Source organism: Paenarthrobacter sp. TE4293 (assembly GCF_050435325.1).
Classification (GTDB): Bacteria; Actinomycetota; Actinomycetes; order Actinomycetales; family Micrococcaceae; genus Arthrobacter; species Arthrobacter nitroguajacolicus_C.
Window position 1 is genome coordinate 369089 of sequence record NZ_JBNJRY010000001.1, and the last position, 23985, is coordinate 393073.

The window sequence follows — 23985 nt, forward strand, 5'->3', positions numbered from 1 at the left end:
TGAGAGTACAACTTTCAAGGGAGAGTTACTCCGCTTCACTCATGCTCTTCTTGGCATCGTCCTCGAGCCGGGCATCCAGCTTTGCCTGGCGCGCCTGCGGGCTCAGGAGGCTGGCGACGACAGCCACGATGATGGTGCCAATGATGACCGCCAATGACACATACGTGGGGATCTCAGGAGCCCACTCGATGTGGTGGCCTCCGTTGATGAACGGAAGCTCGTTCACGTGCATGGCGTGCAGGACAAGCTTGACGCCGATGAACGCCAGGATCACGGACAAGGCGTGCTTCAGGTACACCAGTCGGGTCATGAGGCCACCGAGCAGGAAGTACAGCTGGCGCAGCCCCATCAGCGCGAAGATGTTCGCTGTGAAGACGATAAAGGCGCTCTGGGTCAGGCCGAAGATTGCGGGGATGGAGTCCACCGCGAACAGGAGGTCCGTGAGGCCGATGGTAATGAAAACGATCATCATGGGGGTGAAGACCTTTTTGCCATCCACCACGGTGCGGATCTTGTTGCCGTCGAATTTCTCGGACATCGGCAGGACTTTGCGGAGGCGGGCAATCAGGGGGTTCTCTGCACCCTCTTCCTCGTCCTCACCGGAATCCTTGGCCTGCTTCCAGGCAGTCCACAGCAGGAACGCACCGAAGATGTAGAAGACCCAGCTGAACTGTTCGATGACCACGGCACCCAGGGCGATGAAGATGCCACGCAGGACCAGCGCGATGATGATACCCACCATCAGCACTTCCTGCTGGTACTTACGCGGCACCGAGAACCGGGCCATGATGATGATGAAGACGAAGAGGTTGTCGATGCTGAGGCTGTACTCAGTGACCCAGCCGGCGATGAACTGGCTGCCGTACTCCGGACCCGTGAAGTAGAACATGGCTCCGGCGAACACCATGGCCAAAGCCACGTAGAAAGCGACCCAGAGGCCGGCTTCCTTCATTGAGGGTTCGTGGGGGCGCTTGACGACCAAGAGCAGGTCAATCAGCAGGATAATTCCGAGGACGACAAACGAGCCGACCTCGAACCAGACAGGAAGCTCCATTTAAGGGCCTTTCGCAGGGTACGGGAAAACGGTGTAAGTCTCTCCGGCCTGCCAGGGTGCGGTGAAGGCAAATGGTGGCGGCCCGCTACATCCGGCGAGGCATCTGTGCCTTGCGTGCTGACGGACGTAGCGCTTGGGATACTCCCCTACGTGACCTCAACCTTACCTTAGGCGTGCCCGGCGGACTGCATCTGGCGTAATTCGCGCTTCAACTCCTTGACTTCGTCGCGGATCCGGGCCGCGACTTCGAACTGCAATTCGGCAGCCGCACCGTGCATCTGCTCAGTCAGTTGCTCGATGAGTCCCACCAGGTCCTCGGCCGGAGCCGCGGCAAGACCGTCCTGGCGGACGGTCGCGGCGCCCTTTGCGGCCGACTTGCCCCGTTTGCCGCCCTTGGCCAGCCGGTTGTTGTTCAGCAGTTCCTGCGTGTCGGCATCTTCCTTGGCCAGCTGATCAGTGATGTCCGCGATCCGCTTGCGCAGCGGCTGGGGGTCGATGCCGTGGTCCGTGTTGTACTGCACCTGGATGGCACGGCGGCGGTTGGTCTCTTCGATGGCATGCGCCATGGAATCGGTAATGCGGTCAGCGTACATGTGCACCTGGCCCGAAACGTTTCGGGCTGCACGGCCGATGGTCTGGATCAACGATGTCGAGGACCGCAGGAACCCTTCCTTGTCAGCGTCCAGGATGCTCACAAGGGACACCTCAGGCAGGTCCAGTCCTTCACGGAGGAGGTTGATGCCTACCAGGACATCGAACACGCCCATTCGGAGCTCCCGAAGCAGCTCCACGCGCCGCAGGGTATCGACGTCGGAGTGGAGGTATTCCACCTTCACACCATGACCAACGAGGTAGTCAGTGAGGTCCTCCGCCATCCGCTTGGTCAGGGTGGTGACCAGAACGCGCTCGTTCTTCTCAGTGCGGGTCCGGATCTCTCCCAGGAGGTCATCGATCTGTCCCTTGGTGGGCTTGACCACAACCTCGGGATCGATGAGGCCGGTGGGGCGGATGATCTGCTGGACGTAACCGTCCGCCTTGCCGAGTTCGTATTTGCCGGGCGTTGCCGACAGGTACACCGTCTGGCCGATGCGCTCCAGGAACTCGTCCCATTTCAGGGGCCGGTTGTCCATGGCCGACGGCAGGCGGAAGCCAAAGTCCACGAGGTTCCGCTTACGGGACATGTCTCCTTCATACATGGCGCCGATCTGCGGGATGGTGACGTGGGATTCATCGACCACCAGGAGGAAGTCGTCCGGGAAGTAATCGATGAGGCAGTGTGGGGCGGTCCCGGGATTGCGGCCGTCAATGTGCACGGAATAGTTCTCGATGCCGTTGCAGAAGCCCATCTGTTGCATCATTTCGAGGTCGTAGGTGGTCCGCATCCGCAGCCGCTGTGCCTCCACCAGCTTGTTCTGGCCTTCCAGGACCTTCAAACGGTCAGCGAGTTCGTCCTCGATGCGCTTGATGGCACGGGCCATGCGCTCCGGGCCCGCGACATAGTGCGACGCCGGGAACACGTACATCTCTTCTTCGTCGCGGAGTACCTCACCTGTCAACGGATGCAACGTCTGGATGTTCTCAATCTCATCGCCGAAGAATTCGATCCTGATGGCCAGTTCCTCGTACATGGGGATGATCTCCACGGTGTCACCCCGGACACGGAACGTTCCCCGGTGGAAGTCCATGTCGTTGCGCGCGTACTGCATGGAGACGAACTTCCGCAGGAGGTGGTCCCGGTTCATCTCGGCCCCCTTGCGGAGGGTGACCATGCCCGCGATGTATTCTTCCGGCGTACCGAGGCCATAGATACAGGAAACGGTAGCCACGACGATCACATCACGACGGGTCAGCAGGGCGTTCGTAGCAGAGTGCCGGAGGCGTTCCACTTCCTCGTTGATGGAGGAATCCTTCTCAATGAAGGTATCTGTCTGCGCCACGTACGCTTCAGGCTGGTAGTAGTCGTAGTAGGAAACGAAATACTCCACCGCGTTGTTGGGCAGCAGCTCCCTGAACTCATTGGCCAGCTGCGCGGCAAGGGTCTTGTTCTGGACCATGACCAGGGTGGGGCGCTGGACCTGCTCGATGAGCCACGCCGTGGTGGCACTCTTACCCGTACCGGTGGCGCCCAGGAGGACGACGTCCTTCTCCCCGTTGTTGATGCGTTCCGTCAGTTCCGCGATGGCGGCCGGCTGGTCACCGGCAGGCTTGTATTCACTGACCACTTCGAAGGGGGCGACGACACGGTTGATCTCCTGGGCAAGGCTCATACATCAAATCTACCCCCGGCCCCGGACAACTACTGTCCGCGTTTGCCTTCAGCAGAAGAGATATACGACGGCGGCTGCCAACCTGAGCGATGGGCCCACTCTTCCATGAGCGGCCAGGCGACATCGGTGAACCACGGCTCCTTCGCATCGGCGTACGCCGCGGTCCCCTGGTCCCTGGCATGCGCTGCGGCAATGTCGCGCTTGTGCGCCTCATACAAGGCAATGCCGGTGGGGTCGGAGCGCAGCCAGTCGCGGAAAAGCAACGCGTAATGCCACCCCGGAGATCCAGCCGCGCGGACATGCACGTTCACCGGCCGCCCCGGATCCGCGTTGGCGTGGAACCGCTTCTGCCACTGGGCGGGCTCGGGGATGGTGGGTTTGGGGGTGTCCCGGGTGGCTCCCGGCACCGCAGGGAAGCCGGCTTTGGCGAGCTGCCCTGCAAGGCGATCCGCCACGTCGAGGTCGGCTACGGCCACCTGAAGGTCGATGACGTCCTTTGCGGCCAGCCCGGGCACTGAAGTAGAACCGATGTGGTCCACCGCCAGGATGTGGTCGGGCGCCGAAGCGGTAATACGGGCCGCGAGGAGTTTGGCTTGGCGGCCCCAGTCGTCATTGGATGGCGTCAAGACCGGACCGACATGCCGGTCCGCCCTGATTCCGCGGCTGAGGTTCTCCGCGAAAGGGATAAGCCTCTGCTGCCACAGCGCGTCCACCTGGGCCAGCAGCGCGTCGCGGCTTCCGGCGTTGGCAAGGACGATATCAGCAGCAGCATTGCGGTCCCCACGGGTGGCCTGGGCGGCCATCCGGGCCCGTGCGTCCTCCGGGGCCATGCCGCGGAACTCCACCATCCGCTGAAGACGCACCTCGTCAGGGGCATCAACGACCACCACCAAGTGGAATGAACTGCCCTGTCCTGTTTCGACAAGCAGCGGGATGTCCTGCACTACGATGTCGGCTGGTCCAGCACCGGACATCATGGCCGCCGCGGTTTCGCGTACCAACGGGTGGACGATCCCGTTGAGCACTTCACGCCGGGACGGGTCGTTGAAAACAATGGATCCAAGCTTGGGGCGGTCAAGCCGGCCGCCGGCATCAAGTACGCCGGGGCCGAAAGCCGCCACGACGCGGTCAAGGCCCGGCGTCCCGGGTTCCACCACTTGCCTCGCAATCACGTCCGCGTCAATGAGCAGGGCACCCAATTCCTGCAGCCTGGCAGCCACCAATGATTTCCCCGAGGCAATGCCGCCCGTCAGTCCGATCTTCAACACCCCTCAACACTAGACTGAAGCGGTGGAAATTGAGGATGACAGCCGTGCAACAACGTACACGACGCTCGCTGCGGGGCCGGATTTCCGTCACGAACTGGAGATCCGACGGTCGCGGTTCATTACAGTCCTCCGCCGTTCGCCCGATGAAGAAACTGCCCGCGCCCTGGTTGCTGACCTCCGGCGCGAATTCCACGATGCACGGCATCACTGTTCCGCGTTCGTCATCGGACCCGATCGGATGATCCAGCGGTCCAGTGACGACGGCGAGCCGTCCGGCACCGCAGGCATCCCCATGCTGGAAGCGCTCATCAAACGCGAAACGACGCCCGGGGTGACGGACCTCAGCGACGTCAGTGCCGTCGTCGTGCGCTATTTCGGTGGGATCCTCCTGGGAGCCGGCGGGCTGGTGCGTGCCTACTCCGAATCGGTTTCCTCGGCTCTTGAGGTGGCCCCCCTGGTTCAGAGGCGGAGACTGCGGTTGTGTGCCATTGACGTTGCCCATGCGGACGCCGGACGTCTCGAGAACGACCTTCGCAGCGCCGGGTACGTCATGGCTGAAACCGGCTATGAAGCCCGGCACACGAGATTACGTATCGCGTTGCGTGATGAAGCCGGGGCCATCTCCGAGGCCCACGCCAGGTTGGCTTCCCTCACGGCGGGAACGGCCGGGCTTATACCCCTCGGCACGGAATGGATCGATGTCCCGCTCTGACGACCCGGGGCTCCCCCAGTTCCGGCACCGTCCTTAAATCCGGCACCGTCCCTAAATCCGGCACCGTCCTTACGTCCGGCACCGTCCTTAAACAAGAAGAACCCCCGCCCGGAGGCAGGGGTTCTTCTTTGGCTCTTCAGCACATCCCGTGAGGGAGGCGGAATTAGTTGCCGGTCAGCTTCTCGCGCAGTGCGGCGAGGGCTTCGTCGGACGCCAGGGTGCCGGCGTTGGACTCAGCAGCAGCCGGCTCCGAGGAGTAGCTCGTGGTGCCGGAATCGCTCTCGCCGGACGTTGCAGCAGCAGCGTCGTCAGCAGCGTGCTGGGCAACCTGCTTCTTGTGGGCTTCCCAACGGGTCTGGGCGTCAGCGTACTGCTGCTCCCAAGCTGCACGCTGGGTCTCGTAGCCTTCGAGCCATTCGTTCGACTCGGGGTCGAAGCCCTCAGGGTACTTGTAGTTGCCCTCTTCGTCGTACTCAGCGGCCATGCCGTACAGAGCGGGATCGAACTCGGTGCTGTCAGCGTCAACGCCCTCGTTGGCCTGCTTGAGGGAGAGGGAGATGCGGCGACGCTCGAGGTCGATGTCGATGACCTTGACGAACAGTTCGTCACCAACGGAGACAACCTGCTCGGCGAGCTCAACGTGGCGGACAGCCAGCTCGGAGATGTGCACGAGGCCTTCGATGCCGTCTTCGACGCGAACGAACGCACCGAACGGAACGAGCTTGGTGACCTTACCCGGAACAACCTGGCCGAGGGCGTGGGTGCGGGCGAAGGTCTGCCACGGATCTTCCTGCGTAGCCTTGAGCGACAGGGAGACACGCTCGCGGTCCAGATCCACTTCGAGGACCTCGACGGTGACTTCCTGGCCAACCTCGACAACCTCGGACGGGTGGTCGATGTGCTTCCAAGACAGCTCGGAAACGTGAACGAGGCCGTCTACGCCGCCCAGGTCCACGAAGGCACCGAAGTTGACGATGGAGGAAACAACGCCCGGACGAACCTGGCCCTTTTCCAGCTTGTTGAGGAACGTCGAGCGAACCTCGGACTGGGTCTGCTCGAGCCATGCACGGCGGGACAGAACAACGTTGTTGCGGTTCTTGTCCAGCTCGATGATCTTGGCTTCGATCTGCTGACCGATGTACGGAGCGAGGTCGCGGACACGACGCATCTCGACGAGGGATGCGGGCAGGAAGCCACGCAGGCCGATGTCCAGGATGAGGCCACCCTTGACAACCTCGATGACGGTACCGGTAACGACACCGTCTTCTTCCTTGACCTTCTCGATGTCGCCCCAGGCGCGCTCGTACTGAGCACGCTTCTTGGAGAGGATCAGACGGCCTTCTTTGTCTTCCTTGGTGAGAACCAAAGCTTCGACCTGATCGCCAACGGCGACGACGTCACCGGGATCAACATCGTGCTTGATGGAAAGCTCGCGGGAAGGGATGACACCTTCGGTCTTGTAACCGATGTCGAGCAGAACTTCGTCGCGGTCGACCTTGACGACGGTACCTTCGACGAGGTCTCCGTCGTTGAAGTACTTGATGGTGGCGTCGACAGCTGCGAGGAAGTCCTCAGCGGTACCGATGTCGTTAATGGCGACTACGGGGGTACCGGGCTTCTCGGTGGAGGTGATGGTCATGTAGTAGGGGCTCCGTTGTGGATAGTGAGTCGGTCAGGCAAACCGCTGCCGTCCGGGTCCGGACGGCAGAACACGGCAAAGTACCGGGTCATCCTGATTTGTGGATTAATACAAAATGGATGCATGCACGTAGTACACGCCCGTTTATTCTAGTCGCATTGGCAAAGCAGGGTCAAAAGGAGTGTCACAGCGTCAGCACCTCTCCCAAGCGTCCGAACGTGACACCCTTGTCCAGCAGCCCGGGCAAGGCCCGCGCGTAGCCTTGGGCGGTTCCCGCTGCCGGCCTGTTGAAGTGCGAAATCACGATGTCGCCGGAAACCACCCGGCCCACCTCGGCGGCGACTGTAGCCGCCGAATAGGTGGCGCCGCCGTCGCCGTTGACCGTGAAGTTGACCGGCACCATGCCGAGGCGCCGCGTCATGGCCACCGCGACGTCATCGTAGAAGGCAGTTCCGGGCCTGAAGAACTTCGGATCCGTGCCGCTGAGTTCCTGCATCAGTGCCCGGTTTCCCATGAGTTCGTCATAGGCAGCACCGGCCGAGGGTGTTCCCGGGATCCCATAGGCCGACCTGCCGTTGACGGAGAGTGGCTGGTGCAACGTGCCGTGGTTGGCGAGTTCGAACAGCGGATCGGCCGCCAGTTCGACAGCGAGTGACGGGTTGGCATGGATCCAGCGGCTGTTGAGGAACAGCGTGGCGGGGACAGCGAGCCGGCGAAGTGTCGCCAGCAGGGCATGGTCGCAGCCCGCACCGCCCGGCCCGCCGCAGGCATCGAATGTCAGCGCAACGCGGGCAGAAGGCGAACCGTTCACCACGCCGGCGATGTGCAACCCCCATTGTGTGGGTTGCCTCCCGGAGAACTCAGCCAGGATCTGCTTCTTGTCCGGCCGGGCTGAAGGCGGAGGCGCGGCGGAGGGAGCCAGGGCAGCCGCCGCCTGCTCCGTGGACTTCAGGGCGATGGACGGCGGAGGGGTCGCTGGACCCGTGGGCGTTGCCTTGGGCCTGGCTGGTCCGCTACCGGGTGCCGGGACGGCCGGACCTCCGGTGTCCGTACAAGCCGCCAGGGCCGCGGACGCGAAGCCCGCCATTCCAAGCAGCACTGATCGCCGGCCGGCCAGTGGCCGCCGCTTGGAATCCCCCATGGATGTCCTTACTTATGGTGTGGCTATGTGGTTGTCATGCAGTGGTGCAGCTTAGAAGTGGGTCAGGCAGTGCGCGCTTCGTTCCACCGCGAACAGTTGCTGGGCCTGGAACGCCGCGCCCGCCGTCTTCTCGTGGATGCGACCGGCGGCCGCCAATGTCACCGGCGACACCGCGCCGAGGTAGATGGACGCGAGATCAGCCACGTCCATGCTGAGGTCGGGCGACTGGCCAGTGGCTTCGGTCACGACGGCGGCAGCACCGCCGTCGGACTCAAGAACCCAGGTGCCACCCGCCAGGCCCAGCGGATCCGTGAGCTCCAGGATCAGCCGCCCAGCCGCGGAATAGCGCCGTGCCTGCAAGGCGGCCCGGGCATCCAGGATCCGCAGCCAGAGCATGTCGCGGACATCGGAGGCTTCAATGCAGCGCTGGTCTTCCAAAGCCCAGGCAAGGGGGTCGTCCACGGGAGCTTCTGCCCATGTCACTTCGTCGATGAGGTCGATGCTGCCCAGAAAGCGCCAAAGGTCGAGGTAGGCGGCGTTGGTGGCAGCCACGAGATCCACGATTTCCATGGTGTAGGGCTTGTGGTCCCAGCCCTTGAAGCGGTAGGAAACGTAGCCATCCAACACGCCGGACAGGTCGTAGTGCAGGGCGCACCGGACGCTCGGGTCGGGCTTTCCGTCCTGGCCGATGGATCCGGAAGCGATGAGCCGGTAGTACTCCTGGCGGTCCACCGAGCCTGGCGTCAGCCTCTGGACCCGCTCAAAGACCTGCGGAGCCACGTCCAGGAGCACGGAAGGATCAGCAACTTCGACCCTGCCCTCCGGGTTCCCCCTCAGCCGGAACCGCGGGCCAGTGTCAACTGTGATGCTTCGTTCGAAGGTGGCAACACCGAAGCCAAAACGACCATAGATGGAGCCTTCCGACGCCGTAAGGGCTGCCATGGCCAAACCGTCGTCCTTGGCGCTTTCGAGATCGGCGCTGATCATGCCACGCAGGATTCCCTGGCGGCGGTGCGTTCCACGGACTGTCACGGCAGTGACCAGGTTCGATTCCACCTGCCGTCCAAAACCGATGTTCAGAGCCTTGCGCATGGTGGCGTAGGTTGCCACTGGCACATCGGCGCCCAGGGAGTGCTCCGGCACGGTGCCGTTGACGTAGACGCCCGTCAGCTCACGTTTGTCGGTCCGGTAGGCAGCCAGGGTCTTGGCCACGTAGTCGTCATCACGCCGTTGCTGGTGGAATCCATGGGAAACCGCCTGCACCCACGTGGCGCAGCGGCTGTAGCCAGCGGCGTTCTCTTTGTCGGCTACAACGGGAAAACGCTGGACGGAATATTTTACGGACGTTGGTTCATTGGGATCAGCCACGTCCTCGAGCCTAGTCAGACGCCGCAGGGCGCGCCACCATCACGGCGGCGCGCCCTGCGGCGATAATCGCAATCGCGGCGGGACTAGTGTCCGGCCTCGTACCAGCTTGAACCGACGCCGATCTGTACGTCGAGGGGCACAGACAAGTCAGCGGCCGAGCCCATCTGTTCGATCACCAGTTTCTCCACGGCGTCACGTTCCCCGGGCGCAACTTCCAGCACGAGTTCGTCGTGGACCTGAAGCAGCATGCGTGACTTCAGCCCCTGGCTGGCCAGCTCCGCCGAGACCCCCAGCATGGCCCGTTTGATGAGGTCGGCTGCGGAACCCTGGATGGGCGAGTTCAGCGCGATGCGCTCGGCTGCCTCGCGGGCCTGCCGGTTGGTGCTGGTCAGGTCAGGGAGGTAGCGGCGGCGGCCCTCGATGGTGGCCGTGTAGCCGTCCGTCCTGGCCTGGTCGACGACGCCGCGGAGGTAATCGCGTACGCCGCCGAAGCGGTCGAAGTAGTCCTTCATCAGCGTGCGGGCTTCGTCCACGGAGATCTCCAGCTGCTTGGACAGGCCGAAGGACGTCAGGCCGTAGGCCAGGCCGTACGACATCGCCTTTACCTTGGACCGCATGGCGCTGGTAACTTCGGCCGGCTCCACATTGAAGATCCGGGACCCCACGAAGCGGTGCAGGTCCTCGCCGTCGCGGTAGGCCTGGATCAGCGCTTCGTCACCGGACAGGTGGGCCATGATGCGCATCTCGATCTGCGAATAGTCCGCCGACAAAAGGCACTCGTAGCCTTCGCTGACCACGAAGATCCCACGGACCCGACGGCCTTCCTCGCTGCGGACCGGGATGTTCTGCAGGTTGGGGTTGTTCGACGAAATACGCCCCGTGGCGGCGATGTTCTGCGCGTAGGTGGTGTGGATCCGTCCGTCCTCGGCCACTGACTTCTTCAGCGTTTCCACCATCTGGGCCAGTTTGGAGGACTCGCGGTGGGCCATGAGCTGGACCAGGAATTCGTGGCCGGTCTTCTCCAGAAGGGCTTTGAGGGACGCGGCATCCGTGGTGTAGCCGGACTTGATCTTCTTGGTCTTGGGAAGGCCCAGCTCCTCGAAGAGCACAGTCTGTAGCTGCTTGGGCGAACCCAGGTTGACCTCGTGGCCGATGGCTGCGAAGGCCTGCTCCTGGGCGTTGTCGATCACCTTGGTGAGGTCGGCCAATTGCTCGTCCATGCGGTCCGTGGAGACAAAGATTCCCGTCAATTCCATCTGGGCAAGGACACGCGCCACGGGAAGTTCCAGCGTCGTGAGGAGGGCATCGGCCTTGCGATCGGCAAGTTCTTTTTCGAAATGCTTGCTGAGGCCATGTACGACGGCGGCATGCTGGACCAACGCTGCTGCCGCTGCCTGGTCCGTGTCCCCGGAAAGGTCGAGTTCCAGCTGGCCGGTTTGGGAAGCTGCCGTGGCGATGGAGATCTTGAGGTGAACCTGGGCGAGCTCGGCCAGGTCATAGCTGCGGCGGTCCGGCTGGATCAGGTAGCCGGAGATCGAGGTGTCATCCACCACGCCTTCCAAGCCGAGGCCACGGTTGTGCAGGGCTTTGAGCGCAGACTTGAACTCATGCAGGACTTTCGCTTCTTCGGGATCGCGGAGCCAGGCGGCCAGGACCGCTTCCGCTGCAGCGTCCAACGTGGTGAGTTCGATGTAGGCGGCACCATTGTTCCGGACCACGGCAAGGGCCTGGGCGTCGTCGCCAACCCTTCCCGGAACCATCTGAACGGCGAGGGCAGAGCGGACGCCGGATCCGGCAGCGAAGAAGGATTCCAGCGCGGAAGCGTCCGCCAGCACCGAAAACTCAGGAGTATCAATGGTGTCCGGAGCAGCCCCCGCGGTGTCGTCACCATAGAGATCGAACAGCCGGGTGCGCAGGGTCCGGAATTCGAGCTCCTCAAAGAGCTCCTCAATCGCCTGGCGGTCCGGACGGGGTTCGTGCAGGTCTTCCAGGGAGATGGGGAGATCCAGATCCGTCAGCAACTGGTTGAGTCTGCGGTTCCGCTTGACGTTGTCGAGGTTCTCCTTCAGTGCCCCGCCCACCTTGCCACCGATGGAGTCCAGGTTTTCCAGGATGCCTTCGAGGCCGCCGTACAGATTGATCCACTTGGCAGCCGTCTTCGGTCCAACTCCAGGGACGCCCGGAAGGTTGTCAGCGGTCTCGCCGACGAGGGCGGCGAGGTCCGAGTACAGGGCGGGCTTCACGAAGTACTTCTCTTCGATGGCTGCAGCGTCCATCTTGGGGATGTTGCTGACGCCCTGCTTGGGGTAGAGGACAAAGACGTTGTCGTTGATGAGCTGGAACGCGTCCCGGTCGCCGGACACCAGCAGGACCTCGAAACCCGCGGCATCACCCTGTGCTGCGAGGGTGGCCAGGACATCGTCGGCTTCGTATCCGGGCATGGCGATGGTGCGGATGCCCCAGGCCTCCATCACCTTGGCGATCAGACCGATCTGCCCCGCAAACTCCGCAGGTGTGGCGTTGCGCCCGCCCTTGTATTCGCTGTATTCGGCCTTACGGAACGTGGTGTCGTCCGAGACGTCGAAAGCTACGGCAACGTGGGTGGGCTTCTGGTCCTTGATCAGGTTGATCAACATGGACGTGAAACCGTGCACGGCGTTGGTGTACTGCCCCCGGGCCGTGGAGAAGTTCTCTGCAGGAAGGGCGTAAAAAGCCCGGAACGCCATGGAGTGGCCGTCCAGGACCAGCAACCTGGGCCGGCCCTCCCCCGTGATGCTGGCGGATGCTGTGGCAGAGGGGGTGGGTGCTGTCGCGATGGCAGCAGCTTGGGCCGTTGGAACCTGGTCCGGTTTGGTTGTTTCACTCACAGGTGCCAGCCTAGTTGGCATGATGGACAATTTCACGCTGAACCCGTTTGTCGATGAGCTCAACGAGGCAGGAGTGCCGGAAGAGTTCCACGATTGGCTCTCGGCGCACGGCGTCGGCGCCCTCGTGGTAAAACTCGGGATCCGGTTTACCGAAATGAGCGCCGAGCGGATTGTGGCCACCATGCCGGTGGAAGGAAACACCCAGGTGGCGGGCATCCTCCATGGCGGCGCCCATGTGGTCCTCGCCGAGACGTTGGGATCGTTCGCGGCCTCGCTCCACGCTGGGAGGGGCCGTCACGCCGTGGGCATTGAGGTGGGCGCCACCCATCATCGCTCGGTGGCCAGCGGCCTGGTAACGGGCACCTGCACGGCCATACACCTCGGAGGCACCCTGGCCACCCACGAGATTGTCATCACCGACGACAAGGGCCGCCGGCTCTCGACTGCCCGGATCACCAACATGATCCGGGACAACCGGCACTGAGCAGAATCCCCCGGTTTCAGCTCTTCGGGAGGCGGTAGCGCAACTCTGCTGCGGCCCCACCAAGGATTTGATGCGAGACCAACTCAAGCGGCGCCGTCGGGCCGTTGAGCGGCAACAGCCGCTTTCCTGCGCCCAGCACCACGGGGATGATGGTGACAATCATCTCGTCGAGCAGGCCGGCGTTGGCGAATTGGGCCACGAGGTCGCCTCCGCCCACGAGCCAAACGTTCTTGTCGCCGGCGTCCTTGAGCAGGTCCGGGGCAAACTCGCGGACGTCGCCGCGCACAAAGGTGATGTCCGCACCTGTTGGGGCAGAGTACTCATGGTGGGTGAAGACCCAGCACGGGGTGTCCGGGTAGGGCCATGTGCCGGGTTCGTGTTCCACGAGCCAACGGTAGGTATCCCCGCCCATGGCAATGCATCCAACGCCTGCCATGAAGGACTCGATGCTCTGGTTAACGCCCTCGACCTGGTCGAATTGCAGGAGCCAGCCGAGGTCGTCGTCCGGGGAAGCGATAAAGCCGTCAATGGTGGAAGCTACGTAGTACTGGAAGGTCGACATGGGGCCAGACTAGTCAGTCCGAGGCCGGGTTCCCATATTCCACGCGGACACTGCCATCATCCTGCAGGACCACCACACGGCCCCTCGCCAGGGACCACCCATCGTTCAACAGGAAGATCCGTCCGCCGCTGACCACCAACAGCCGCAATCCCGTATACCGATAGAGCGGCGCTGCCTCCGAGCCCGCCGACTCCTCCCGGACGTTGGGCGCCGTCACGGCAAGCCGTTCCTTGCTGTACACGACGGCGGTGGGCAGCAAGCTGGACCGCTCCTGGTAATCGAGGGCTGCTCCACGCCCCAGGGCCTGGGCGTAATCGGAGGAACCCCAGAAGAGCAACAGGGTGACGAGCACGAAAACCAGCGACCTCTCGAGCGCCCGCGACGTGATGCGCAGGGGCTGCCCCGTTGGCGCCATGGCCCGGCGGCGCACACTCAGCCCCCACGCCCCTACGACCAAGCCGCCCGCGATCAGGAACGGCGCATAGAGCACGATCTGGCCGGGACGCGCGGAGATGGCAATCCACATGGCCGCTGCGTAGGCAAAGCCAAGAAACATCACGATGGTGGCGGTCCGATGGACAGGCTTCCTGTGGCGGCCCGCCACCAGGAGCCGTGACACTGCCCGGTCCAGCATGACCCACAGCAAACCAATGACCACCAGCCAGGCCAACGGCTGGAACAGTGATTGGATGCTCCTCAGGATGAAGTCCTGGACGGTATAGCCGAACAGGCTCACATCCAGGCCCATCGCTTTGGCCTGGGCGTCAGTGCGCGCCCAACCGAAGTAGACCAGCAGGGCCGTTGCAACCGTCAACGGCGGCCCGATGACGGAAAGGACCTCAAGAGTCCTCTGCCACCGGGTGTTGGCTATGCTGCCGTCCTCGGGCTCCTGGCCACCGCTCACGGCGCGGCCGTCGGCGTGGGTTCACCAGATGGCGGCGTGGCAGGCGGGCTGCTGGTGGGCGCCTCCGTGGCGGGCGCAGTCGCAGTGGGTTCGGATGGCGACGCGGAACTGGTGGCTGCCCCCGGGTCGTCGTAGAAGAACGTCACCGTTCCGGCAATGTCCACCGTGTCCGTGATGGAAATCCGGATGGAGTCCCGGCTGCCTGACGGTGGCATCCGCAGGTAGACGGGCTGGTAGTCGTTCTTGGACCCGACAAACTCCACGTCTGAAGGAACGCCGTCGATCAGGACGTCGCCCACCCGCACGTAGTAGCCATCCAACCGGACAATCGTGCCGCCGGTGCCGGGACCGGATGCCCGGGCAAACCCTGGGATCGGCCTGAGCTCTTCATCGACCACCGTCAAACCGACCAGCTGCCTGGGGCACGCCTCGCCCTGTCCAGGCTCCACCTTGAAGACAGCGCCGGGATTGCTGCGGTGCTCGGCCAGCAATGAAGCCGTTGTGGCCGCCACCCTGAATTCAAGGCACTGTGTTTGCGGAATGTGCGGCGTGGCAGCAACCGCGAGGGAAGCCCGCTGCCAGTCCTGCTGGCTGCCGCTTTGCAGCGCCTTGCACACGGCCGCGCCTGCCAGCCAGACCGCCGCGTCATCTGCGCCCTCAACGCTTTGGGTCAGGGCGTCGCATTGGAATTGTTGGAGCAGCAGGTACCGCTGGCCCGAGGTGGGATCATTGGGCCCGACCGGACCGATGGGAACCCAGCGGACCACGGGAGATTCGGTCCGGGGTGCGCCAGGGCCGGCAGGTCCCACTGGCTGGACCGCAGTTGGAGCCACCGCGCCCGGCGGTGATGTCGGGCTGGTTCCGGCCGGGGACGAAGTGGAACCCGCAGTGGGTGATGCTCCGTCAGGAGAGGGAGGCAGGCAGGCGCTGAGGCCAAGCATCACGACCGGGACCAGTGCCAGTCCGATGAGATGGCCTCGGGATGGGCATTTCATGACAGCCCCGCATCTGCCGGATCACAACCACGCAGTTACATGTATAACCACACCGCTGATTATTCTCCCGAATGCCCCTGACTGCCAGAGACGCTGCTACTTTCCGAAGTAGGGAATGATCAGGTAAATCCCGAACAGCACAGCCACGCCACAGACACCGAAGCATATGAAAGCCAGGGAACGCACCAGGACAGGCGACTTCTGCTGTGCATCACCGGCAATGGCTGTGAGGCGCACTCCCAGCGAATAAAGGACCACCAGCGTAACGGCCGCGACGAGGGTAACTCCGGCTACCTGCAGCAACTCCAACCATTTCATCGCTGCACGTCCTCGCTCTTGGTGGTCTTTCGGGTCTTCTTCTTTTTGCGGAACCGCACGGCGTGGCCGGCTTCTTCAACCTCTACGGCGTTGTGGTGGCCCACGTGCGACTTACGGGAGGCCACGAACATGAACAGCACCGCCGCTGTTCCAACCACTGCGGCGATAATGACGCCGACGACGCCGATACTCACCAGGAGGGCGGTCAGCGCACCCACGATGGCGGACGCGGGAAGGGTGAAGAGCCACCCCAAGGCGATCTTGCCCGCAGTACCCCACCGAACAGAGGTGCCCTTGCGGCCCAGTCCGGAGCCGATGACCGAGCCCGATGCGACCTGGGTGGTGGAAAGGGCGAAGCCAAGGTGGGATGAGGCAAGAATGGCAGACGCCGTGCTGGTCTCGGCGGAGAAACCCTGGGCCGGCTTGACTTCGGTCAGTCCGGATCCCATGGTGCGGATAATGCGCCAACCGCCGGCGTAGGTTCCGATCGCGATGGCGAAAGCACAGGCAGCGATCACCCAGAACTGGGGGCCGCTGCCCGGCGCCTGGGTGCCGGCTGCAATAAGGACGAGGGTGATGATGCCCATGGTCTTCTGCGCGTCATTGGTTCCGTGGGCGAGTGCTACGAGGCTGGAAGTGAAGATCTGTCCGGTACGGAAGCCGCCGCGTTTCTGTGTGAGCTTGTCACCGGTCTCGGGGTCATGGCGTGAGGTGAGGGCATAGGCGAGGCGGGTACAGATGTACGCCACCAAGCCGGCGATCAGCGGCGCGAAGATGGCCGGCAGGATCACCTTCTGCAGCACGGTCTCGAAGTTGATCGAATGGAATCCGATGCCCACCACTGCTGCGCCGATCAGGCCCCCGAACAAGGCGTGCGAGGAACTCGACGGCAGGCCCTTGAGCCAGGTGATCATGTTCCAGAGAACCGCGCCCATGAGTCCGGCGAAGATAATGTCCGGGGTGATGTGGATTCCGTCCGAGCCTTCCCGGATCAGTCCGCCGGAAATGGTCTTGGCCACTTCGGTGGAGAGGAACGCGCCGACAAGGTTGAGCACGGCGGCCAGGGCGACAGCCGTTTTGGGCTTGATCGCCCCCGTTGCGATGGGCGTTGCCATCGCATTGGCAGTGTCGTGAAACCCGTTGGTGAAGTCAAAGAATAGGGCCAACGCTATTACCAGCGCGACCATGAAGGTGATATCCACCTGTTGCCCAATCTGCAGAGTCGTCGACGTTCAGCAGTTTCACTTCCCCATACCTGCCATCCACAGCATAGTTCAGCAAGTGTTCAACTGACTCGGCTTGCGGGATTCACTCCGGCGGGCTTGAAACCTTAAGAATCCTACGTGCCTTCCCGTGAGCGGACAAACGTATCCACCCCCGGGCTCAGCCCAGGTAGGCCCGGACCGCCGCGAGGTCGCGACGGGACAGTCCCATCCGGGGATCAGGTGAGATGCAAAGCACACGGTCCCGCTGGTATTCGGCCCAGGACCGGGCATCGGACTCCTGGCTGAGTTGGTCGTCAAGCCACACGATCCGTTGGCTCCCCGCCGTGGCCTGGTCCTTTTGGAGGGCGACGAGCTTCCACCACTCAGGCGCCTGGTCCCAGCCCTGGCTGGACAGAACCGGCCAGTCCTGTCCCTTGAGGCCGATGGCCGGGCAGAGATACTCCGGGGCAAGGCGTTCCCAGGTGGTCAGCCAGACAAAACGGGCGGCAGGATGATCCGCAAGGTCATTGAGTCCGGCCACGAGTTCCGGCGCATAGGCCACCTCAAGGATGCCGGCGTCGGCAATGGTCCATTCTCCGCCCCAATCGGTGGTTCCCACCGGACTGAACGGGTTCACCACGCCGTCGACGTCCAAGTAGATCGACACCCGCGCGGCGGCGCTTTCTTCGGAATCGATGGTCGCTCCCCCCTTCCCCAATGGTGGAACTTCAGCCTACGGGACGCCGGCCTCCCGGAAGGCAAATCAAACTCTTGACGTGCGTCATGGAAGTGATAATCTCAAATCATGGAAAAGCCCGAAGTCCATTCCGCCCAAAGCGTCCGCCCCATCGAGGACACAGTCCGTACCGATTTCCGGCACGCGATGTCTTACGGCGGATACCTGGACCTTGACCGCCTGCTCAGCTCCCAGCATCCCCTCAGCGAGCCGGAACACCACGACGAACTGCTGTTCATCATCCAGCACCAGACCAGCGAGCTGTGGCTCAAACTGGTCCTTCACGAGCTGGTGGAAGCCCGCAGGCTCTTTGACGTGGACAATCTGGGCAAGGCACTCAAATGCATCGCACGGGTGAAAGCCATCCAGCGCACCATGACGGAGCAATGGTCGGTGCTGGGAACACTCACACCGCGCGAATACTCCCAGTTCCGGGGATTCCTTGGAAGCTCGTCCGGCTTCCAGTCCTACCAGTACCGGGGTGTTGAGTTCCTGCTGGGCAACAAGAACCGCGGGATGCTGCGGGTCTTCGAAAGTGAACCCGAGGCCCACGCACTGCTCAGCAACCTCCTGGAAGAGCCCACACTCTATGACGCGTTCCTGGCTGTGCTCTCCCGCGCCGGGTATGACATTCCCGTCGACATCCTTGAGCGCGATACCAGCGAGCCCTGGACCTTCCGCAAAGACCTGGTCCCCATCTTCCAGAAGATCTACGAATCGGACGACACCCCGTGGGGCCTTTACGAGGCCTGTGAGGATCTGGTGGACATCGAGGACAACTTCCAGGCCTGGCGTTTCCGCCACCTGCGGACGGTCCAGCGAACCATCGGGTTCAAAGTAGGCACCGGCGGATCCTCCGGAGTGGACTTCCTCAAGCGGGCCCTGGACCTGACCTTCTTCCCCGAGCTCTACGCCGTACGCACCGAAATCGGCAACTAAGCACACCAGCCGGCCAACGCCGGCCCACCATTTCCGCAGGAGGAACCATGACAACAGCACAGCAAACCCAACGGCCGACGTCGGCCGAACTGGACGCTGCTGATCCCCTCGCCGCCCAGCGTGACGCTTTCTACGCGCCCGACGCCGGACAACTCACCTCATACTTGGACGGCAACTCGTTGGGTCGCCCGCTGAAGGTCACCGCGGAGAAACTTGCTTCCTTTGTCCACGATGCCTGGGGCAGCCGGCTCATCCGTGGTTGGGACGAACAATGGATGGACGAACCGACTGCCGTTGGCAACCTCATCGGTGAGGTGACCCTGGGCGCTGCCCCCGGACAAACCACCGTTGGTGACTCCACTTCCGTCATGCTCTACAAGATGATCCGTGCCGCAGTGGACGCCCAGCCCGGACGCGACGAGATCATCATCGACCGCGACAACTTCCCCACCGACCGGTTCATCATCGAAGGCATTGCCGCCGAGCGTGGGGCGACCATCAAATGGATCGCTTCCAACCCGGCCAGTGGCGTCCGCGTCGAGGACCTGGACGGATTGCTGGGTGAGCGGACCGCCGTCGTTGTCCTCAGCCACGTTGCCTACCGCTCCGGCTTCCTGGCCGATGCCGCGGGAATCACGGCCAAGGTGCACCAGGCCGGAGCCCTCATGCTCTGGGATCTGTGCCACTCCGTAGGATCAGTACCCATGGAACTGGACGCATGGGGCGTTGACCTCGCGGTGGGCTGCACCTACAAGTACCTCAATGGTGGCCCGGGATCCCCCGCCTTCGCCTATGTCAACGCCTCCCGGCAAGACCAGCTGCAGCAGCCCATCTGGGGCTGGATGGGAGCCGACAACCCCTTCGGCATGACGGACTCGTACCGGCCGGCACAAGGTATCCGCAGGTTCATCACGGGAACTCCTCCCGTGCTGGCCATGCAGCCGATGAAGGACATGCTGGACCTGATTGCCACCGCAGGAATGGACGCGGTCCGGGAAAAGTCCATCAAGCTCACCGAATATGCCATTGCCCTCTCTGAGGAACTCCTGGTCCCACTCGGCGCTGTCATCGTGAGCCCCCGGAATCCGGCCGAACGCGGATCCCACATCACTGTGGACCACCCGCTTTTCGCAGATGTCACCGCAAGGCTCTGGGAGAAGGGCGTCATCCCCGACTTCCGTCCCCCACACGGCTTGCGCATTGGCTTGTCACCGTTGAGCACAAGCTATGCCGAGGTTGAACTGGGAGTGGTCGCCATCCGCGACGCCCTCGCCGAACTGCTGTGAGCCTGACATGAGTGCCGTCCTTGACGACATGGACTCCCGGCCAGGGAGTACGACGTCGCTGCTGCGCACCGTCATCGGCCTGTATCTGCGCGACGCCGGTGGATGGATGTCCGCCAAGGACATCGTGGCGCTCATGGACGCTCTGGGAACGTCCGGCACAGTAACCCGCACGGCCTTGGGCCGCTTGCGTAAGAAAGAGGTGGTCCTCCAGGAGACTCGTGACGGCGTTCCCGGGTTCACCCTCACGGACGGTGCCGCCACGATGCTGGCCCGCGGCGACCGCCGGATCTACAACCCGCGGAGCATGTCCCTTTCCGATCCCTGGTGCCTGATCTCCTTCTCCATCCCGGAAACGGAACGCGAAAAGCGGCACCAGCTGCGGCGCAGGCTCCACTGGATCGGCTGCGGCACGGTGGCAGCCGGCTTGTGGATCTGCCCCGATACGCTGCGTACAGAGGTCGAAGAGATCCTGATTGACCTTGCGCTCCGGGATATGTCAACGATTTTCGTCACGGAAACGCCTTTGGTAGGTGGCAGCCTCAGGGAGGCCGCCGCCAAGTGGTGGGACCTGGAAGCGGTGGCCGGCCTGCACAAGGACTTCATCCGCGAACACGGGGCCCAGGGTCATGACGCGGTGGTTCCGGAGCCTTCCGGCAGCGCGGTGGAGGCCTCACCCGAAGCCTTTTCCACGTATGTCCAGTGCATCGACCGGTGGCGCATCATCCCCTATCTCGACCCCGGGCTGCCCTCGGCATTCCTGCCGGAGGATTGGCCCGGGGCCGAAGGTACAGCCCTGTTCAGCCGGCTGGTCGCCGCTTTTGCTGAGCCCAGCGCGGAGTTCGTGCGCAGTACCCTCTCTGGTGGCGTCAGGGTTTCCTGACGGCCACGCCACGCCAGTACGGCTCCCCCAGGTCCTCGATGGGCGTCGCTGCCGTCTCCCGTGAGAAAAAGGCTGCCACTGCGGCTATGGTCATGCAGGCGGCCGCGAAGAAGGCCACGGGGAGCCAGCCGTCGTGCCCCTTCCCCAGCAGCAAGCCGGCGATCAAGGGGGCGAAGCCGGCGACCACCAGGCCCAGTTGATTGCCCAACGCCATACCGGAGTAGCGGACCGGGGCGGCAAAGAGCTCGGCGAAGTACGCCGGCCAAATTCCGTTGAAGCATGAGTACAGCAGGGTCATGTTGACGAAGGCTGCCGCGAAGACCAGCAGGATGTTGCCGGTGGACAGTGCCCCGAAGTAGGCGAAGATCGTCACGGAGCAACCGATGGCTGCCGTCAGGAGAAGGGGCCGGCGGCCCACCCGGTCGGACCACGTGGCGGCCAGCGGCATGACGAACATCGACAAGCCGATGGCTACCGCATTGACGGTGAGTATCGAGGCCTTGTCGAAGCCTGCGGCTCCCGTGGCGTACGACAGCCCGAAGACCGTGAAGATGGTCTGCATGACCGACATGATGGACATCCCGATAACCCGGACCACATCTGCCGCCTGGAAGCGCAGCACCTCCCGGAGCGGCATGGGTGCAACCGCCTTGCTGTCCCTGGCTTCTTCAAACACCGGTGTCTCGTCCAGGTGGGTCCGCACCCAGTAGGCAATCGCCAAAACCACGATGGACAGCCAGAATGGTACGCGCCAGCCCCAGCTCATGAGTGCTTCGGTGGGCAGCGCAGCAACAGGAATGAAAACCAGCGTCGCGAGCACCATCCCTGACGCGTAGCCGGTCATGACGAAGCTGGTAAAGAACCCACGCCGTCCTTCCGGGGAGTGTTCCAGCGTCAGCGTGGACGCACCGGCCGACTCTGCACCTGCGGAGAAGCCCTGCGCCAGGCGTCCAACCACCAGGAGGATGGGCGCCCAAACACCTATCTGGCTGTAGCCCGGCAGGAATCCGATGCCAAGCGACGCCAGTCCCATGACCCCCAGGGTGATCAGCAGAATTTTCTTCCGCCCGATTTTGTCACCGAAATGGCCCATCACCAGCCCACCCACAGGCCGGGCAACGTACGCCACCCCAAACGTGGCGAAAGCACCGATCAAGCCGACGGCGGGGTCGTCAGAGGGAAAAAACAGGGGTCCGAAGACCAATGCTGCGGCTGAGCCGTAAATGAAGAAGTCGTAGTACTCAAGAGTGCTTCCCAGGAATGAAGCGAGGGCCGCTTTGCCGGGAGTCTTACGCAGCTTTGCGGGCTGCCGGGTTGAAGTGGGCATGGCAATTCTCCTTTGAATGGCGCAGGTTCGAACACAACGAAGCTAAAGCGGAAAATCGACGGCGATGATCTGCTCGCTGTTCGGAAACGAGTACTTCTTGAGCGGCTCATGGAGCGGATGCGTGGCATAGACCTCAAGGTCTTCCAAGGCATTGAAGTCAGCCACAATGGCGTAGTCGAAGGAACGGTCGTTCTTGACCACGTCCTCCCCATGCGTCAGCTTCAGGAGACCGGGAATACTGCCCTCCATCCGGGACAGGCCCTCTATCCAGGCGGCCTTGTCTGCCGGGGGAAAGTCCGGCTTGAACTTGAAGAGCACCGCATGGCGGATCATGCCCGGACTCCGGCCTGGGCGTCGGAGCCGTCGTACTCTGCCGGTTGGCCCGCGATGGTGCGGCCAGCCAGGTAGCCCATGGTCATGATGGGGCCCAGGGTTGCTCCGGCGCCCGGGTAGCCCGCAGCGTAGGCATTCTCCGTCGTGTTTCCTGCCGCGAACAGTCCCGGGATGGGGAGGCCGTCCACGTCCAGGACACGCGCGAGTCCATCCGTGGCCACACCTCCGTTGCTCCCGAAGGCGCCGTTGACCACCTCCATCGCGTAGAACGGACCGGTCTGGAGGGGGCCCAGGGAGGGGTTGGGCCAGGGGCAGTCGTCGTCGCCCCAGTATTTGTCGTAGGCACTTACGCCGCGGCCAAAGTCCGGGTCTTCCCCCTTGACGGCGTAGTGGTTGAAGCGGTCCACGGTGGCCTGGAGGTTTTCCGCGGGGACGCCGATCTTTGCGGCCAGTTCCACCAGCGTGGGGGCCTCACTGAGATAGGCGGGCGTCGGCTGTCCGGCCCGGTGCGCAAGGACGCCGTAGCGCTCCAGGTAGCTGTGGTCGAACACCACATGTGCCGGGGTGTTCAGCGTCTGGTTGTTGGGTGAGTCCCATGATTGCAGGCACCGGGCGAGGTCGTTGTAGTTCTGCGACTCGTTGGCAAAGCGCTTGCCATGGCGGTTGACCATGAGCGAGCCCGGTCCTTGGCGTTCAAAGCGCAGCAACGTGCCGATCGGGGCGCCGTCACGGGTGTCTCCTGTGGTGGACATGGGAGCCCACCAAGCTTCGCGGGTTCCCCTGGTTTGGGCCCCGACCCGCTGGGCCATCCTCAGGCCGTCTCCGGTGTTGGACGGCGGCGAGCACATGATGTACAAACGCGAGGCGAGCAGTGAATCAGCCAGGGCCCTGTCCCATTCAAAGCCCCCCGTGGCGAGGACGACGCCGTCGTTGGCGTGGAAAGTCCCGCCTGACTCGAGTTGGACGCCCGCCACCTTGCCGCCGTCGAGCAGGAGCCGGTGCCCGCGGGCGCCGACCACCAGCGCCGCGTCGTCACGGACCAGGCTGGCCAAGAGCATCGACACCAACGCCTGGCCCTTGGCGACCAGCCCTTCTTCCTGCCGCTGGTTCAGCTCTGCCCAGGGGAACTTGGTGAACGCACCCCATGTCTCGTACTCCTGCATGGTGAAAGGCGCCCTGCCATCGGAGCGGACGTGCGCGGCGAGGCCGCCGAGTGCCTCGCGAATGTTGTACAGCGCGGGTTCAACGGTCCTGCCCCCTTCCACCGAACCGGGCAGGTCCTGGCGGTAGTCCGGGAAGTTGTCCAGGAAGATGAACCGCACACCGCATTGTTCTTCCGTAAACCGCAGCATGGTGTCCCCGTACTCCAAGGCAGCGTCAAGGAGTTCTTCACGGCTCCTGCCGCGGGCCACGGCCCTGACATACCTGGCAGCGGCTTCCTTGGAGTCGCTCAACCCGGCTTCACGGGCATGGTGGTTGTCCGCTACCCACAACATGCCGCCCGAGACGGCCGACGTACCGCCCAGCAGCTCGGTCTTTTCGAGCACGACGACGGACTTTCCGGCACGCGCGGCGGTCGCCGCTGCGGTCAGGGCGCCTGCGCCGGAGCCGACGACGACGACGTCGTAGGTGTCGGAAGGTGTGCCGTTCAGGAATTTCATGGTGGTACCTCTCGTGTAACTGATGAAAAGAAGGTGGTG

At 63.3% G+C, this 23985-nt stretch carries 21 protein-coding genes; 5 read left to right on the plus strand and 16 right to left on the minus strand.

Annotated features, from left to right (window positions below; genetic code table 11):
* Positions 1 to 25 precede the first annotated feature (25 nt).
* From QF015_RS01745 to coaE, 3 genes are all read right to left on the minus strand, one after another.
* Positions 26 to 1054, minus strand: a complete 1029-nt coding sequence (locus tag QF015_RS01745; RefSeq protein WP_310204964.1) for a TerC family protein — start codon at positions 1052 to 1054, stop codon at positions 26 to 28.
* A gap of 167 nt (positions 1055 to 1221) precedes the next feature.
* Positions 1222 to 3321 carry an excinuclease ABC subunit UvrB gene (gene uvrB, locus QF015_RS01750; RefSeq protein WP_310204968.1) on the minus strand — a complete coding sequence of 700 codons (2100 nt, stop codon included), beginning with the start codon at positions 3319 to 3321 and terminating at the stop codon, positions 1222 to 1224.
* A 29-nt stretch (positions 3322 to 3350) separates the two neighbouring features.
* Positions 3351 to 4589 carry a dephospho-CoA kinase gene (coaE, locus tag QF015_RS01755; RefSeq protein ID WP_310204971.1) on the minus strand — a complete coding sequence of 413 codons (1239 nt, stop codon included), beginning with the start codon at positions 4587 to 4589 and terminating at the stop codon, positions 3351 to 3353.
* 22 nt (positions 4590 to 4611) lie between these two features.
* Between coaE and QF015_RS01760 the strand changes: the two genes are divergently transcribed.
* A complete protein-coding gene (locus QF015_RS01760) occupies positions 4612 to 5301 on the plus strand; it encodes an IMPACT family protein (protein ID WP_429386451.1) in 690 nt (229 codons plus the stop codon).
* A gap of 163 nt (positions 5302 to 5464) precedes the next feature.
* Here QF015_RS01760 and rpsA read toward each other — a convergent pair whose 3' ends face one another.
* From rpsA to polA, 4 genes are all read right to left on the minus strand, one after another.
* Positions 5465 to 6940 carry a 30S ribosomal protein S1 gene (gene rpsA / locus QF015_RS01765; RefSeq protein WP_011774756.1) on the minus strand — a complete coding sequence of 492 codons (1476 nt, stop codon included), beginning with the start codon at positions 6938 to 6940 and terminating at the stop codon, positions 5465 to 5467.
* A gap of 184 nt (positions 6941 to 7124) precedes the next feature.
* Complete coding sequence (locus QF015_RS01770) at positions 7125 to 8081, minus strand: polysaccharide deacetylase family protein (RefSeq protein ID WP_429386453.1); 957 nt, start codon at positions 8079 to 8081, stop codon at positions 7125 to 7127.
* Positions 8082 to 8132: 51 nt separating this feature from the next.
* On the minus strand, positions 8133 to 9449 hold the full coding sequence (locus QF015_RS01775) for a GNAT family N-acetyltransferase (RefSeq protein ID WP_429386456.1): 1317 nt from the start codon (positions 9447 to 9449) through the stop codon (positions 8133 to 8135).
* 83 nt (positions 9450 to 9532) lie between these two features.
* Positions 9533 to 12175 carry a DNA polymerase I gene (gene polA / locus QF015_RS01780; protein ID WP_310205656.1) on the minus strand — a complete coding sequence of 881 codons (2643 nt, stop codon included), beginning with the start codon at positions 12173 to 12175 and terminating at the stop codon, positions 9533 to 9535.
* Between the two features lie 160 nt (positions 12176 to 12335).
* Between polA and QF015_RS01785 the strand changes: the two genes are divergently transcribed.
* Positions 12336 to 12800 carry a hotdog fold thioesterase gene (locus tag QF015_RS01785; RefSeq protein WP_310204986.1) on the plus strand — a complete coding sequence of 155 codons (465 nt, stop codon included), beginning with the start codon at positions 12336 to 12338 and terminating at the stop codon, positions 12798 to 12800.
* A 16-nt stretch (positions 12801 to 12816) separates the two neighbouring features.
* Here QF015_RS01785 and QF015_RS01790 read toward each other — a convergent pair whose 3' ends face one another.
* The 6 genes from QF015_RS01790 to QF015_RS01815 all read right to left on the minus strand — a co-directional run bounded on the left by QF015_RS01790 (position 12817) and on the right by QF015_RS01815 (position 17502).
* Entirely contained in the window at positions 12817 to 13362 is a 546-nt protein-coding gene (locus QF015_RS01790) for a dihydrofolate reductase family protein (protein ID WP_310204989.1), read from the minus strand.
* Positions 13363 to 13375: 13 nt separating this feature from the next.
* Positions 13376 to 14266 (minus strand): hypothetical protein, encoded by an 891-nt coding sequence (locus QF015_RS01795; RefSeq protein WP_429386459.1) that lies wholly within the window; start codon positions 14264 to 14266, stop codon positions 13376 to 13378.
* A complete protein-coding gene (locus tag QF015_RS01800) occupies positions 14263 to 15099 on the minus strand; it encodes a hypothetical protein (RefSeq protein WP_429386461.1) in 837 nt (278 codons plus the stop codon). The genes QF015_RS01795 and QF015_RS01800 overlap by 4 nt, the downstream gene beginning before the upstream one ends.
* A gap of 258 nt (positions 15100 to 15357) precedes the next feature.
* Positions 15358 to 15579, minus strand: coding sequence for a hypothetical protein (locus QF015_RS01805; RefSeq protein ID WP_310204998.1), 222 nt, complete (start codon positions 15577 to 15579; stop codon positions 15358 to 15360).
* Positions 15576 to 16781, minus strand: coding sequence for an inorganic phosphate transporter (locus tag QF015_RS01810; protein WP_310205001.1), 1206 nt, complete (start codon positions 16779 to 16781; stop codon positions 15576 to 15578). The genes QF015_RS01805 and QF015_RS01810 overlap by 4 nt, the downstream gene beginning before the upstream one ends.
* A gap of 181 nt (positions 16782 to 16962) precedes the next feature.
* Positions 16963 to 17502 carry an HAD domain-containing protein gene (locus QF015_RS01815; protein ID WP_429386465.1) on the minus strand — a complete coding sequence of 180 codons (540 nt, stop codon included), beginning with the start codon at positions 17500 to 17502 and terminating at the stop codon, positions 16963 to 16965.
* 87 nt (positions 17503 to 17589) lie between these two features.
* Between QF015_RS01815 and kynA the strand changes: the two genes are divergently transcribed.
* The 3 genes from kynA to QF015_RS01830 are packed head-to-tail and all read left to right on the plus strand — an operon-like array spanning position 17590 to position 20625.
* Positions 17590 to 18459 carry a tryptophan 2,3-dioxygenase gene (gene kynA / locus QF015_RS01820; protein ID WP_429386468.1) on the plus strand — a complete coding sequence of 290 codons (870 nt, stop codon included), beginning with the start codon at positions 17590 to 17592 and terminating at the stop codon, positions 18457 to 18459.
* Between the two features lie 47 nt (positions 18460 to 18506).
* Positions 18507 to 19745, plus strand: a complete 1239-nt coding sequence (locus QF015_RS01825) for a kynureninase (RefSeq protein WP_310205007.1) — start codon at positions 18507 to 18509, stop codon at positions 19743 to 19745.
* 7 nt (positions 19746 to 19752) lie between these two features.
* A complete protein-coding gene (locus tag QF015_RS01830) occupies positions 19753 to 20625 on the plus strand; it encodes a PaaX family transcriptional regulator (RefSeq protein WP_429386471.1) in 873 nt (290 codons plus the stop codon).
* On the opposite strand, the gene QF015_RS01835 is transcribed toward QF015_RS01830, so the two are convergent.
* From QF015_RS01835 to QF015_RS01845, 3 genes are read right to left on the minus strand one after another with little or no spacing between them, the layout of a single operon-like run.
* A complete protein-coding gene (locus QF015_RS01835; protein ID WP_429386474.1) occupies positions 20612 to 21952 on the minus strand; it encodes an MFS transporter in 1341 nt (446 codons plus the stop codon). The two genes, QF015_RS01830 and QF015_RS01835, sit on opposite strands and share 14 nt — an antisense overlap.
* Before the next feature lie 42 nt (positions 21953 to 21994).
* The gene (locus tag QF015_RS01840) at positions 21995 to 22285 is read right to left on the minus strand and encodes a Dabb family protein (RefSeq protein WP_429386477.1); all 291 of its coding nucleotides are present in this window, start codon (positions 22283 to 22285) and stop codon (positions 21995 to 21997) included.
* On the minus strand, positions 22282 to 23946 hold the full coding sequence (locus tag QF015_RS01845; RefSeq protein ID WP_429386478.1) for an FAD-dependent oxidoreductase: 1665 nt from the start codon (positions 23944 to 23946) through the stop codon (positions 22282 to 22284). Before QF015_RS01845 ends, QF015_RS01840 begins: the two co-directional genes overlap by 4 nt.
* Positions 23947 to 23985 lie beyond the last annotated feature (39 nt).

Excerpts from the sequence above, each read along its gene's own strand:
- QF015_RS01825 (WP_310205007.1), top strand. The coding sequence starts at position 18,507 with ATGACAACAGCACAGCAAACCCAACGGCCGACGTCGGCCGAACTGGAC.
- uvrB (WP_310204968.1), bottom strand. The coding sequence starts at position 3,321 with ATGAGCCTTGCCCAGGAGATCAACCGTGTCGTCGCCCCCTTCGAAGTG.
- QF015_RS01790 (WP_310204989.1), bottom strand. The coding sequence starts at position 13,362 with ATGTCGACCTTCCAGTACTACGTAGCTTCCACCATTGACGGCTTTATC.
- QF015_RS01830 (WP_429386471.1), top strand. The coding sequence starts at position 19,753 with ATGAGTGCCGTCCTTGACGACATGGACTCCCGGCCAGGGAGTACGACG.
- QF015_RS01805 (WP_310204998.1), bottom strand. The coding sequence starts at position 15,579 with ATGAAATGGTTGGAGTTGCTGCAGGTAGCCGGAGTTACCCTCGTCGCG.
- QF015_RS01845 (WP_429386478.1), bottom strand. The coding sequence starts at position 23,946 with ATGAAATTCCTGAACGGCACACCTTCCGACACCTACGACGTCGTCGTC.
- polA (WP_310205656.1), bottom strand. The coding sequence starts at position 12,175 with ATGGCGTTCCGGGCTTTTTACGCCCTTCCTGCAGAGAACTTCTCCACG.
- QF015_RS01840 (WP_429386477.1), bottom strand. The coding sequence starts at position 22,285 with ATGATCCGCCATGCGGTGCTCTTCAAGTTCAAGCCGGACTTTCCCCCG.
- kynA (WP_429386468.1), top strand. The coding sequence starts at position 17,590 with ATGGAAAAGCCCGAAGTCCATTCCGCCCAAAGCGTCCGCCCCATCGAG.
- QF015_RS01835 (WP_429386474.1), bottom strand. The coding sequence starts at position 21,952 with ATGCCCACTTCAACCCGGCAGCCCGCAAAGCTGCGTAAGACTCCCGGC.
- QF015_RS01770 (WP_429386453.1), bottom strand. The coding sequence starts at position 8,081 with ATGGGGGATTCCAAGCGGCGGCCACTGGCCGGCCGGCGATCAGTGCTG.
- QF015_RS01785 (WP_310204986.1), top strand. The coding sequence starts at position 12,336 with ATGATGGACAATTTCACGCTGAACCCGTTTGTCGATGAGCTCAACGAG.
- rpsA (WP_011774756.1), bottom strand. The coding sequence starts at position 6,940 with ATGACCATCACCTCCACCGAGAAGCCCGGTACCCCCGTAGTCGCCATT.
- QF015_RS01745 (WP_310204964.1), bottom strand. The coding sequence starts at position 1,054 with ATGGAGCTTCCTGTCTGGTTCGAGGTCGGCTCGTTTGTCGTCCTCGGA.